Here is a 13,388-nt window from a genome sequence, read left to right on the forward strand (position 1 = left end):
ACTAGTCCTTCAGTAAATACTGTTCTGTGGTAATTATATACTGAAAGTCGAGAATGAGCTATTCATCTTGAACTTTTAATCCTTCAACGATGTCCAAACGATCAATATATTGATTCGATATCAACAAACGCAGACTGCTGATAAAGATTATGATCACAGCTGTCAGAATAAATGATTCTATCTTAATATTTGGCTGCATAGCAAAGCTGTTCTGGGAAAATTGATCCTTGATGACTTCTAATAATTGACTGCCGAGCACAAAACCTAAGGGAATGGCTAGTAGAAGCTGCAGCAGATTTTCCTTATTAATGGCTTGCAAGATTAGACGTTTAGAGTAGCCCATGATGTTCATGAACATGTACTCGAATTCCCGAATCGTTAAATTCATTAGGTTCAGACAGAAAATCACGGTAACACCTAAAATCACCGAACAGATCACCAGTAAAATAATCAAGATCCCCATGTTCTCCAACAAGGAATTAAAGGCTTCTCGATCTTCCTCAGCAGTCATATAAAAAAACTGCTTTTTCTTTAATTGATCAATTACTTTGTTTGGCTTGTCAGCGGTCAAATAGACGGTATTGTAAACTTCAGGCAAATCGCTGAACAGCGAACTGGCGTAATCGTAAGAAGTATACACGGCTAACCCCATACTCAGCGGGATGATAGCAGAAATAGTCGCTTTACGATCATTGACTGTTAGTTGATCTCCAACCTTCACATGCCATTTTTTAGCGTAATAGTCTGGAATCACCAATCCTTGATCAAGCTTTTTCGTCGGCAAATTCAGCGTTGAGACCGTTGATTGGGTAATGATCAATGGGTAATCCTCTTTTTTGATTTTTCCGGTCAATTGAAGGGCAGGGTCCTGTTGATCGATTCCGTGAATCTCATCCCTCATATTATGATCGATTGGGATAGGAGCTGACAGCTGGGCAACTAAGTCGTAGTCAGCAAATGTCTTGAAATAATTATCGGCTACTCCGCTGATGGAATCATTAAAGCCCAACGAGAAAAGCAGTAGTCCCGTTGAAGCAGCCATGCCTAGCACCATTAGCAGAAAACGTCCTTTATTTCTTAAGGAAGTGGCAAAAGCATAACGGGTGTTAAATGAGAATGAGTGGAACAGACGTGTGCTGCTTCTCTTTTTTATTTTGGGAACCCGTTGTTTCATCGAAATCGCTGGGTACTCTTGTAAAATGTCCAGCATGGAGCTCAAGGCAAATAGACCGCAGCCAAGCGTGGATATCAAAATCGTGATTGCCCAGTAGCGAAATTCAAAATGATAGGATAAGGTTGGAAGCTCAATCATTGTACTGAAGACACGGAATAATAGTTCGGTGATCGGGTAGCTTAGTAAACAGCCGATTAGCGAACTGAAAAAGCCCAACAGAAAAAATTGTCTGGTATAAAGAGTGATGATTGAAAAATTGTTGGTTCCTAAGGCCTTCAGTATCCCAATCTGCTTATGTTCCTTTAACAATGTCCGTCTTAGGATGATAAAAATGATTCCGAAAGACAATAACCAAAAAATAGTTGGGAAGATATAAGCAAAAGAAACAAACTGTTCCAGATCACCTTCGTACATTTGATAGTTGATTTGATCCTTTTGAGGAGTAAAGGATTGATAATCAAGTAGTTTTTTTACATCTTTTTCCCTTATCTTCTTCGGGCTGGCTAACAGAAGCTGATTCGTGAAAGGAAAGAAATCTTTTGTGACAAAGACGACCGCAAATTTCTTTGGGTCGGCAGAAAAGGAGCGTTCACTTTGAGAATAATAGACATATTCTGGGGAACGGACAATGCCGACTATTTCCAACTTTTGTTGGTTAACAGTCAGAGTATCCTTCAATTCTAGTTTGTTTTTGTGCGCATACTGACTGATGATTACGCATTCTGATTTTGTTTTAGGTAGATGTCCTTTTTCTAAGATTACTTGGTTCAGTTTGGTTGAAAGAGAGATCAGACGAATGGTTTTTTCACCGCTTCTAAAATCCTGAACAGTCCGCCCTTCAACGGCCGAAAAGCGTTGATCATTCATTAGCTCGTTTTGCCCACCATCAGTAAAACTTCCTGTCAGGGTAACATCTGCATAATTTTGCTGCCGAAAAAGAGTAGTCATTTCTTCTTCATAGATGGTTTTGAAGGTGAATAGAGTAGTAAAGAACATGGCAGCGATAGCGATCAGCAGCCCCATGCCAAGCATTTGCGGAAGATTCGTTTTCATTTTACGAAAAGAAAGAGAAGTTAGAAGTTTCATTACCATTCCACCTCCGTAGGTGCTAAGGGAGAGAGGTTCTCCTCGATAGACAAGATTTTTCCGCTGCGTAGCCGAATGACCGTATCAGCAATTTTAGCGATCTCTTTGTTGTGGGTAATAAAGATGACGGTGTTCTCAGTGGCGGATTGGATTTCTTTTAAGACCTCTAAAATCTTAATACCAGTCTCGAAATCTAAAGCTCCGGTTGGCTCATCACAAAGTAAGATTTCCGGCTTTTTTGCGATCGCCCGAGCAATTGAAACGCGTTGCTGTTCGCCACCGGATAATTCACCGGGAAAGTGAGTGATTCGATCCTTTAGTCCGACGGCCGCCAACGCCTGTTCTGCTTCGTTCTTCGATTTACTGACCAGTTCAGTTGAGAATTCTACGTTTTCCAAAGCACTCAGGTCTGGCAACAAATTATAGCTTTGGAAAACAAAGCCGATTTTATTTTTGCGAAATTCAGTCATTTGCGCCTTAGAAAGCTGGGTGAGATCTTGCCCTTCAAAGAGAATTTTTCCTGAAGTAGGTTTGTCCATGCAGCCGATCATATTCAATAAGGTTGATTTACCTGATCCGCTCTCGCCCAAAATCACAAGGAATCGATTTTTAGGAATCATCAAAGAAACATTATCCAGCGCGACGACTTTGGACTCATCTGAGCCATAGATTTTTGACAAATTTTTGATTTGAAAAGTAGTCATTTTAACACCTCCATATTCTTATAATGACCATTTTGTTAAATTTGGTCATTACGCGAGTAAAAAAAGACAATCACCTAATTGTACTTGTTAAAAAAACATTGTGACCAATGTATAATATATAGTCATAATACTATGGATTCCCATATTTGTATAGTATTTTTTTAGCAGATACCTATTATCAAAATACGAACAAGTTTTCGTTTTTTTATGGTAAAATAAATGGGATTGGATTTATTGAAAATTAGTCCAATACTAGGATGAGGAGGGGAGAAAATGAAATTTTTACACGCAGCTGATCTTCACTTGGATCGTTCCTTTGAAGGCTTAACAAACGTACCCGAGTATTTTCAAAAGCAATTAGTGACGGCGAATCAAAAAATGTTGAAGAATATTGTTGATACGGCGATTACTCAAGCGGTAGATTTCGTTTTACTAGCTGGGGACACGTTTCATCAAAACCGTCCTACCTTGAAAACTCAGCGTTATTTCTTTCAGGAAATGGATCGCTTAGCTGAAGCGGACATTCCGGTTTTTATGAATTTTGGCAATCATGATTTTTATCAAGCAGACCGGTATTGGTTTGCTTTTCCAGAGAATATTCAGTTATTTGACGATGAGCGGGTGGAAACGAAGAAGTTTGTGACAAAGGCCGGTGAGCAGGTCGGCATCACCAGCTTTAGCTACCAGCATCCAACGATCGAAGCAGCGATGCTTGAAAGCTTTCCTCATAAAGGGGCGGTTGATTTTCAAATCGGAATGTACCATGGAGGGCAGCTGCCTTATGCGCCGTTTCAAGTAACGGAGCTGGCAGCAAAGGGCTACGATTATTGGGCATTGGGTCACATCCATGTGCCGCAGGTTTTATCTCAACAGCCCTATGTGATTTATCCAGGGACACCCCAAGGGCATACTCAAAAAGAAATAAATCTGGCTGGAGTGACGATTGTTGAAAGTCAGGGTAATCAGCTGCTTCCGCGATCAATTCCCGTTGAAGTGATTCGTTGGGAAAGACGAACACTTTCTTTGGCAGGTATTCGGCAACCCCGTGAGCTATTTCCGCTAGTCCGAAGATTAGCGGTAGACAAGCCGACGTTGCTGCATTTAGAATTCAGTGATACTGGGAATTTAGGGGAAGAGCTGGCGTATCAAGTAGCTTCTGGAGAACTATTGGAAGCTTTGCAGGAGGAAAGCTCGCAGGAAATCTGTCTATGGCAATTAAGCTTAGCCGATTCACCGACAGAACGCCCTTATCTGACAGTTGATGAGAAATTAGTGGATCAGCTGATGGCGACGTATCAAACACCGGAGATTTTTAGTGAACTGCTGAATGAGCTGGAACAAAATCCGCAGCTCCACAGTTCGATGAATCAGGAATTTAGAGTCGATACGGTGACGCTGTTAAAAGAGAAGATGGCACAAAGCTATCGGTTTAGGGGGAACGCTGATGTGGATTAAAAAAGCAGAAATCACCAGCTTCGGCAAATGGCGTCAGCAAACGTTTCTTTTTGAAGCGAAAAACCAATTAGTCTATGGGTTGAATGAAGCAGGTAAATCAACGCTGTATCAGTTCATTCAAGCGATTCTATTTGGGTTTCCTGCAAAACGGAAAAAAGGTCAAGATTATACACCGAATGACGGTAGTGGTTTTGGCGGACGCTTGCTAATTGTCCACCCGACTTATGGTGCGGTAACGGTTGAACGATATAAAGCCAAAAATAAAGGCAAAGCTCAAGTTTTACTGGAGGATGGACAGCGGGGGGAAGAAGATTTATTGGAAAAGATTCTCTATCCACTGAATCAACAGCTGTTTCGTCAGGTTTTTACCTTTCAACAGGAGCAGCTTCAGCAATTAGATGCGCTAAGTGAAGAAAATCTGCACGAAGCGCTGATTTCTTTAGGCTTATCCGGCAGTAATGAACTGTTTGAGCAGAGAATCCGGTTGAAAAATAATTATGAAGGAATTTATCGACCGCGGGGACGTAAGCAACCGTTGAATCAAGCCTTAGTGAGCTATCAAAGTTTACAGCAAAAGATCAAAGAAAAAGAGGCGCAAGAGGCAGGCTTTCAGCAACTTGTTCGTCAAGCGGATAATGAAAAACGACAGGTTGCCCAGCAGGCCGCCCAGAATCGCAAATTGCAGGAACGGCAGCTAGTTTTGGAGCAGCAGCGGATGAATTGGTCAGGCTATGCAGAATATCTAGAACTGCAAAAGATGGACTTGCACCAATCTGCGACTGAAGCGGAACAAGCGGAACTTCAATCCTTCTATCAAGAGTATCAGCAGTTGATGAAGGAACAGGAAAAACTGCATACGGCTCTGCAGCAGCATAGCGGCAACCAAGAATCGGCCCGTTATTATTTTTATTTAGAAAATGAAGCACGTATCCAGCAGCTATTAGCTGAAAAAGTCGCCATCACCCGTATGTTGGATGAAGAGCAGCGAATCGCGATCAAGCTAGCTCAAACGGCTACAAGCCCAACAAACTGGCAACAAAACCCGCCGCGGCCATTTGCTGATGAAGCCGCGCTTCAGAAACTTTTTGCGCCGCTTCAGACCCAGCAAAAGGAGCTGGAGGAACAAAAAATACGTCTAGGCTTAGTCAAGGAACAACGAGATCAAGCAGAGGCCAGTCTGAATGCTTATGAGCAAAAACATCCTGAACTATTTAATAGTAAGAAGAATTCGCCGTGGCTGTTTATTGCAGCAGGCGTTGGACTGATAGCCGCTTTCTTCTTACCTGCACCATTGCGCTATATTTTGATAGTTGCGGCAGCTTTATGTGGAATTGGCGGTGCCCTTAAGCAAAACAAGCCAGCGGATAAAGACACATGGCAGGAAAAATTAGGACAATTAGATGTGTATGAAGGCCAAGTAGCAGAAATGACAGAAAAGACTGTCAAGAACCAGCAAAAAGTCCAACGACTATTTGACCAGATTCAAAGTGAACTGCGTCAAAGAAATCTTTCGAATGCCGAGAATGAGTTTGCGGCGATCCAAGACAATCAGCGAGCACAAAATTATTTGGCGCAGCTTCAAGCTAGTAAAGAGCTGCAGGAGCGTCAATCGGTGTTACGCCAAAATCTGATGCAGCAGGAGCAGCGTTTTGAGTTTTTGTCAGAATGGTTGCCGCTGCAGGAGAAAAATCTATCGGAAAAATTCGAGACGTTAGAGCAATTTGCCAAGGAAATGGAGCAGATTCGCTTTGCGCAAACCTATCAAGAGAATACTGTTCTGCAGCAGCGTATTCACGAAACGCAAAAGCAGCAGCAACAACTCTTAGATCGGTATCAAGCCTTATTGGAGCAATTCCGTTTGGCCTATCCATCAGAGATTCCGGCCTTTTTACAGCATGAGACAGAGGTTCGCCAAAAGCAAATGCGCTTAAAAGAGTTATCGGAAAGTGTTGCGCCGCTGTTTGAACAGGAGACAACACTTGCAGAAATTGAGGCTGCCTTGCGTAGCTTACAACAGGAGAATCAAACAGGTGAGCAGCAGCTCCATCAATTACAGGAGCAAGAGCAACGATCACGTTTGCAAATCCAGCAGATGCAATCAGATGGCACACTAGATAGTCTTTACCAGCAAGCGAGTCAGCAGCGAGCATTGGTAGAAAAATTGATGACTGATTATGCGGTGGCGAAATTAGAGAATCAATTATTACAGGATATCGCGACAGAATTGTCAGAGCAGCAATTGCCGGAGTTATTAAAGCAAGCGACCAGCTATTTCCAATTGCTGACCAACAATGCCCATAGCCGGTTGGATTTTTCAGAAGGTCTGTTGACGGTCGATCAACTGAGTCTGTACAATCTTTCGACTGGAACGAAGGATCAGGTCATGATGGCTTTTCGCTTTGCCTATCTGGCTTTACAGCAAAAGCATCCACTGTGTCCAGTGATCATCGATGATGGCTGGCTGCATTACGATCATCAGCGCAAGTATCAATTTGCCAAATTATTACAGCAATTTAGTGAAAAATATCAAGTCATTTGTTTGTCATCTGACCAAGAAATGGTAAGCTATTATCAAGAGCTTCACCAGCCAGTCTGGGAATTGAAGGGAGTCCAACGATGAAAAAAATCAAAGAGTTAACGGTCGATGAGCAGTTTGAGATGTATGTGTTGATCAAAAATGCCGATGTTCGTTTAGCCAAAAACGGGAAAAAATTTATTGCCTTTACGTTCCAGGATACTTCTGGAACCGTCGACGGCAAGTTTTGGGACGCGTCTGAAGAAGAGATCAAACGCTATAAAGCAGGACAGGTCGTCTTTCTGAACGGCAAGCGGGAAATCTATCAGGGAAATCCGCAGGTCAAGATCATGCACCTTCGCACAACAAAGCCAGAAGAGCCTAACGATCCTGCATTATACATGGAGCGTGCACCGATCAAGCGGGATGAGATGGAAGAAGAGATCAACAAAACCTTGTTTGAGATCACGAACGCCCATTGGAATCGAATCGTCCGCTTTTTACTAAATAAATACCAAAAGGAATTTTTTGAGTTTCCAGCAGCGAAACGTAATCACCATGCTTTTGCCGGCGGACTCGCCTTCCATACATTGACGATGCTGCGACTTGGCAAAGCGATCGTGAAGGAATATCCGCAGCTGAATGCGTCATTACTATACGCGGGGATCATTATTCATGACTTAGGTAAAGTGATTGAGCTGACAGGTCCTTCTTCGACTGAGTATACTGTTGTTGGGAATCTAGTTGGTCATCTGGTTTTAGTGGATGAAGAGATCACCAAAGCCTGTGCAGAATTAAAGATCAGCGATGCGGATGAAGACATCGTGGTCTTGCGCCACATGGTGTTGTCTCATCATGGTTTGTTAGAGTATGGTTCACCAGTACGCCCAAGAATCATGGAAGCCGAGATCCTGCATCAAATCGACAATATCGATGCATCGATGCAAATGATGTCCAGTGCCGTGAAAAATGCTGAGCCAGGCACCTATACGGAACGGATTTTCGGGATGGATAATCGTAGTTTCTATGTACCAAAAGATATATAAAGCCTAAGCCGCGAATTTTCGCGGCTTATTTGCGAGTCCAACTTTTCGCAGTTTATTCTGTTTGAGACAAGTACAAACTTTTGATAGCAAGCTATAGAACACGAAGTATAGTTGGATCGTATGCGAAATGAAAATAAAAGTCATTTTTCTGGTGTTTAGAAAAATGAATACTTTAAAATGAATTAGCTGCTTTCTTGAGTTTAGAAAAATGGCTACTTTAAAATGAATTAGCTGTGAGGGGTGAAAAGATGATTATTGAAACAGAAAGACTTTATTTGCGGGAATTACAGCCATCAGATCTTGGCTCCTTAAGCAAGATTTTGCAGGATGATCAAACGATGTATGCCTATGAGGGAGCCTTTAGCGATCAGGAGGTTCAAGACTGGTTAGAGAAGCAAATCGGAAACTATCGTCGCGACGGATTTGGTCTATGGGCTGTAATTCTAAAGGAAACAGAAGAAATGATCGGACAGTGTGGACTGACTTGGCAGGATTTTGCTGGACGTCGGGTTTTAGAGATCGGCTACTTATTTCAGCGAGTGTTTTGGCACCATGGTTATGCCAGTGAGGCAGCTATCGCTTGTAAGCACTATGCTTTTGAACAGCTAAAGGCGACCGAGGTTTTTTCGATCATCCGAGATACGAATCTGGCCTCGCAAAAGGTCGCTGAAAGAAATGGGATGACGCGTTGTGGTGAATTTGTAAAGCATTATCGAGGGGTTCAGATGCCTCATTATGTCTATTCCATTCGAAGCTAAGACGTCGATAACTGCTTGTTCCACATATAGAATCAATAGATTACAAGTTGCTTAAGTGAAATGCTCTGTCCCGATTTAAAATGGAAGTAGTGGTAAGATAAACATAGAAATAAATTTTATTGTTGTAAATGAGATGAGGTGAAACCGGATGAAAAAAAAGAAAGACGTTCAAACGGTGGAAGAAAATTTTGATGAGGTGGAGATTCCAGCTGACATTGAAGGGTTATCAGCCTCAGAAGTTCAACTAAAAATTGAACAAGGTCAGACCAATCAAGTTGAAGAAAACTTATTGAAATCGGATAAAGAAATTGTCAAAGAAAATACGATCAATATCTTTAACATTCTGAATTTAGTTTTGGCATTATTAGTGCTACTAGTCGGCTCACCAAAAAATACCTTGTTTTTCGGAGTAGTGGTCATCAACACGTTGATCGGGATCATTCAAGAATTACGGGCGAAGCACACCATTGATAAATTATCAGTCTTAGCGAAGACAAAAGCGGTCGTTTTACGCGAGGGAAAATTAAAGCAGATCGATCAGGAAGCGATCGTTTTGGGCGATGTGCTCTATCTGCGTAACGGTGATCAGGTTCCAGTGGATGGGAATTTGCTGGCGGGTGACGGCATTGAAGTCGATGAATCGTTGTTAACCGGCGAGGCGGATCGGGTTCAAAAAGCGAAGCGTGACAAGCTGTTTAGCGGCAGCTTTGTTACGGCTGGCGAATGCTTTTACCGAGCTACGGCAGTTGGGAAAGACAATTTTGCTGAGCAATTAACGAGTGAAGCAAAAACGAAAAAAACAGGCAGCTCCGAGTTGACCAAAGTATTGAGCCGTATGATCGCTGTTTTGACGATTGTGATCATTCCGGTGGGATTAGGATTGTTCTATAGTCAATATCAAGCTTCAGATTCCATCAAACAGGCAGTATTAGGTACAGTCGCGGCATTGGTCAGTATGATTCCTGAAGGCTTGATGCTGTTGACAAGTGTCGCCTTCGCTGTAGGGGCGGCGAATTTAGCACGGAAAAAGGTGCTGGTGCAAGCATTGCCCTCTATAGAAACGTTAGCGCGTGTAGATGTGATCTGTTTGGATAAGACTGGTACGATCACTGACGGCACATTGAAGTTTGAAGAAGCCTTACTTGAAGGAATCTCTGATCATCGTCTGAACACGATCATGGGAGCTTTAATGGATCAGTTAAAGGATCAAAATGCCACTGCAAAAGCTTTACGCGAAGCCTTTCCAGCTGTGGCTGATTGGCAGGCGGAAAAAATCGTTCCCTTTTCTTCTGCACGGAAATGGAGCGGTGTAACATTTAAAGAACAAGGTAGTTTTGCCTTTGGCGCCCCAGAGTTCATTTTCGAAAATATGTCCGCCGAAATGCAAACAAAGATCCAACCTTATCTTGAAGCCGGTCAGCGAGTTTTGGTATTAGTGGAATATCCCGGAACGTTGGAAGAAGAGCTGGTCTACGAACCGCGTCTGCTAGCAACGTTGATCATATCAGATAATTTGAGGGAGAATGCGCGGGCGACGTTTGGTTACTTTGCGAAACAGGATGTGCAATTAAAAGTGATTTCAGGAGACCATCCCTTGACCGTCTCAAAAATCGCTCAAAAAGCCGGCATAAAAAATGCCGAAGCTTTTATTGATATGTCCAGCTTAGAAGAGCCGATTGATTACAAGGCTTTAGTGGATACTACTACCGTCTTTGGTCGAGTGACACCCAAACAAAAGCAATCCTTGATCCGCGCGTTAAAGGAAAATCACACGGTCTGTATGACCGGTGATGGCGTCAACGATGTGCTGGCATTGCGTGAAGCGGATATCGGTGTGGCGATGGCAAACGGAAGCAGTGCCGCACGCGCAGCCTCAGATGTAATTCTGTTGGATTCAGACTTTGCCCGAATGCAGAATGTGTTAAACGAAGGTCGGCGAGTGATCAACAATATTGAGCGTGTGGCTTCAATGTATTTAGTAAAGACGATCTATTCTTTAATGTTAGCGGTAATCTTCATGATCCTAACTAGCCCTTATCCCTTCGAACCGGTTCAGCTGACGCCAATCAATGCATTGACGGTAGGGATTCCTTCCTTCTTCTTGGCGTTGAAACCAAGCTATGAACGAATCAAAGGAGATTTCTTAAACAATATTTTGCGTGTCTCACTCCCTGGAGCGTTGACAGTCGTCAGCTCGGTAATGATCATCCAACTGACAAATGCATTATTTGATCTGGATTATCAGGCAACTTCTACTATGTCGGTCTTTTTGACAGGCTGTGTCGGCTTGCTTGTGTTATACAAAGTTTCGTTTCCGTTAGATAAGAAGAAAATTGCTTTGATTGCTGTCTTGAGTACCGCCTATCTAAGCTGTTATCTATTCTTAAGAGAGTTTTTCGATTTTGACAAGCTTTGGAATCGGAATTTGTTCTTTGTGATTCCGTTGACCTTTGGTATTTACTGGCTGTTTAAAGGGTTAACGTTCGTAATGGATAAATTAGTAGATTGGCGAATTCGCTGGCAGAAGAAGCGGCAGGCGAAAAAGAACCCTAAATCTCGTGTCATTTAAAACAGTAAGAATTACTTAAATTGATAAAATTTCCCGGAAAAGGCTTTCTTTTTCGGGATTTTTGGTATAATGAACTAAAAGTAGGATTGAAGGAGGTTCATCAATGGAGTTAACGAAATTGCAAAATGGTTCAGATATTCGTGGAATCGCTATCACGGCTGAGGATAAGGTAAAAAATTTAGGTGTGGAAGAAGCTCGCGTGATTGCACAAGGGATTCTTAATTGGTTAACAGATAAAGGTGTGCAACGTCCTTTTAAAATTGGGATCGGACATGATAGTCGGCTGACTGGACCAGAGCTAAAGGGGGCACTGGTATCCGTTTTTGAGTCAGCGGGTTGTGAGGTATTGGATTTCGGTTTAGCGACGACGCCAGCTTTGTTTATGGCAACGCAGTTTGACGAGTTTGCTTGCGAGGCGGGGATTATGCTGACAGCGAGTCATTTGCCGTTTTATTTCAATGGTATCAAGATCTTCAGTCAGTCAGGCGGCGCGGAGAAAAGTGATATCGCCTACATTTTGACACATACCGAAGCAAGTGAAGCAGCGGCTGGCAGTGTGAAGCAAGCGGATTTGTTATCGCGTTATGCGGCTGACTTAGTTGAAAAAATCCAACGCGGCAGCGGTAGTGATCAGCCATTAAAGGGGTTGAAGATCGTTGTTGATGCGGGTAACGGGGCAGGCGGCTATTTTGCGGATAAGGTGTTGGCGGTTCTAGGTGCTGATACCAGCGGCTCGCAATTTCTGGAGCCTGACGGGAATTTTCCAAACCATATTCCGAATCCTGATAATAAAGAAGCGATGGCGAGTATTAAGCAGGCAGTGCTTGAGAACAAAGCCGATCTTGGTGTGATCTTTGATACGGATGTCGATCGTTCGGCAATTGTTTCTAAAGATGGTCAAATGATCAACCGCAATAACTTGATCGCCGTATTATCTGCGATCGTTTTGCAGGAACATCCCGGTAGTACGATCGTGACAAATTCGCCGACATCGGATCATTTGAAAAACTTCATTGAAGAAAAAGGCGGCAAGCAATATCGTTATATCTCTGGTTATCGCAATGTCATCAATAAAGCGATCGAATTGAATGAGGAAGGGATCGATTGCCAACTAGCGATCGAAACCAGCTCTCATGCAGCCTTCAAAGAAAATTATTTCTTGGATGATGGGGCTTATGTCATCGCGAAAGTTTTAATGTTGTTGCCGAAATTACAAAAAGAAAACCGAGAGCTGACTGATTTGATGGCCGAACTGGAGCAGCCGGTGGAAACCTTAGAAATTCGCTATACGATCAACGGTGAAAACTATAAAGAAGTCGGCCAGCAAATGATCGAAAAGTTCCGTAACGAGTTGCCGAAGCAAGCTGGGTTTGCAGAGAATCTTGAGAATCAAGAGGGCGTGCGTTTTTCTGTGACAGACCCCTATGGTAAAGGCTGGATGCTGCTGCGTCTGAGCTTGCATGAACCATTATTAGTGATGCAGGTGGAAAACGATCAAGCCGATCAAATACAAAAACAATTACCAATCTTTCGTGAGATTTTGGCACAAGATTCGCAAATTGAATTAACGAAACTGGATCAGCAATTGAATAAGTAAGAATCCTTGCAAAAAAAGCCCCTTCGTTCGATGATAAGAATCAGAACGAAGGAGCTTTTTTCAGGAGGAAAGATTATCATGCAAATTACATTTGATGAAGCAGCAAAAGAAAAACTTTCTACTTATTTAGGAGCAGATAAAGTATTTTTGTTAACATTTGAAGACGGGGTAGGTCCGTATTCACAGCATGCCATGATTCACATGCAGACACAGTTTTCCATTAACATTATTTCCAACAAAATGAACAAAACCGACTATGATGAAAAAATTCCATCAGAGATCGGTGATTTTTGGATCAAAGGGTATTCGAAGGAAGATTTGCAGGAGGAAATGCGAATCAAATTTAATCCACGTCTCAGCACCTTCAGCTTATCTGGTGAAGGCGGCATGATTGATGATAACTTAGGGTTTATCGATTTTACCAAAAATTAATTTCTAAAGGATCGTCTTTCTTTTTTTTCTTGATTTTTGATATGATGAAAAG

At 42.5% G+C, this 13,388-nt stretch carries 9 protein-coding genes; 7 read left to right on the top strand and 2 right to left on the bottom strand.

Annotated features, from left to right (window positions below):
* Window positions 1–58: 58 nt before the first annotated feature.
* Window positions 59–2,260 carry an ABC transporter permease gene (locus tag E6139_RS15790; RefSeq protein ID WP_316404127.1) on the bottom strand — a complete coding sequence of 734 codons (2,202 nt, stop codon included), beginning with the start codon at window positions 2,258–2,260 and terminating at the stop codon, window positions 59–61.
* On the bottom strand, window positions 2,260–2,964 hold the full coding sequence (locus tag E6139_RS15795) for an ABC transporter ATP-binding protein (protein ID WP_316404128.1): 705 nt from the start codon (window positions 2,962–2,964) through the stop codon (window positions 2,260–2,262). Before E6139_RS15795 ends, E6139_RS15790 begins: the two co-directional genes overlap by 1 nt.
* Window positions 2,965–3,237: 273 nt before the next feature.
* On the opposite strand from E6139_RS15795, the gene E6139_RS15800 reads away from it, so the two are divergent.
* The 7 genes from E6139_RS15800 to E6139_RS15830 all read left to right on the top strand — a co-directional run bounded on the left by E6139_RS15800 (window position 3,238) and on the right by E6139_RS15830 (window position 13,336).
* A complete protein-coding gene (locus tag E6139_RS15800) occupies window positions 3,238–4,419 on the top strand; it encodes a DNA repair exonuclease (protein WP_316404130.1) in 1,182 nt (393 codons plus the stop codon).
* The gene (locus E6139_RS15805; RefSeq protein WP_316404131.1) at window positions 4,409–7,039 is read left to right on the top strand and encodes an ATP-binding protein; all 2,631 of its coding nucleotides are present in this window, start codon (window positions 4,409–4,411) and stop codon (window positions 7,037–7,039) included. The genes E6139_RS15800 and E6139_RS15805 overlap by 11 nt, the downstream gene beginning before the upstream one ends.
* On the top strand, window positions 7,036–7,980 hold the full coding sequence (locus E6139_RS15810; RefSeq protein WP_316404132.1) for a 3'-5' exoribonuclease YhaM family protein: 945 nt from the start codon (window positions 7,036–7,038) through the stop codon (window positions 7,978–7,980). The genes E6139_RS15805 and E6139_RS15810 overlap by 4 nt, the downstream gene beginning before the upstream one ends.
* A gap of 248 nt (window positions 7,981–8,228) precedes the next feature.
* Window positions 8,229–8,738, top strand: coding sequence for a GNAT family N-acetyltransferase (locus E6139_RS15815; RefSeq protein ID WP_316404133.1), 510 nt, complete (start codon window positions 8,229–8,231; stop codon window positions 8,736–8,738).
* A 148-nt stretch (window positions 8,739–8,886) separates the two neighbouring features.
* Entirely contained in the window at window positions 8,887–11,307 is a 2,421-nt protein-coding gene (locus E6139_RS15820) for an HAD-IC family P-type ATPase (RefSeq protein WP_316404134.1), read from the top strand.
* 103 nt (window positions 11,308–11,410) lie between these two features.
* A complete protein-coding gene (locus E6139_RS15825; RefSeq protein WP_316404136.1) occupies window positions 11,411–12,904 on the top strand; it encodes a phosphomannomutase/phosphoglucomutase in 1,494 nt (497 codons plus the stop codon).
* A gap of 78 nt (window positions 12,905–12,982) precedes the next feature.
* Window positions 12,983–13,336 (top strand): iron-sulfur cluster biosynthesis family protein, encoded by a 354-nt coding sequence (locus E6139_RS15830; protein ID WP_316404138.1) that lies wholly within the window; start codon window positions 12,983–12,985, stop codon window positions 13,334–13,336.
* Window positions 13,337–13,388 lie beyond the last annotated feature (52 nt).

It is taken from the genome of Enterococcus sp., from assembly GCF_032555305.1.
Lineage (GTDB): Bacteria > Bacillota > Bacilli > Lactobacillales > Enterococcaceae > Enterococcus_A.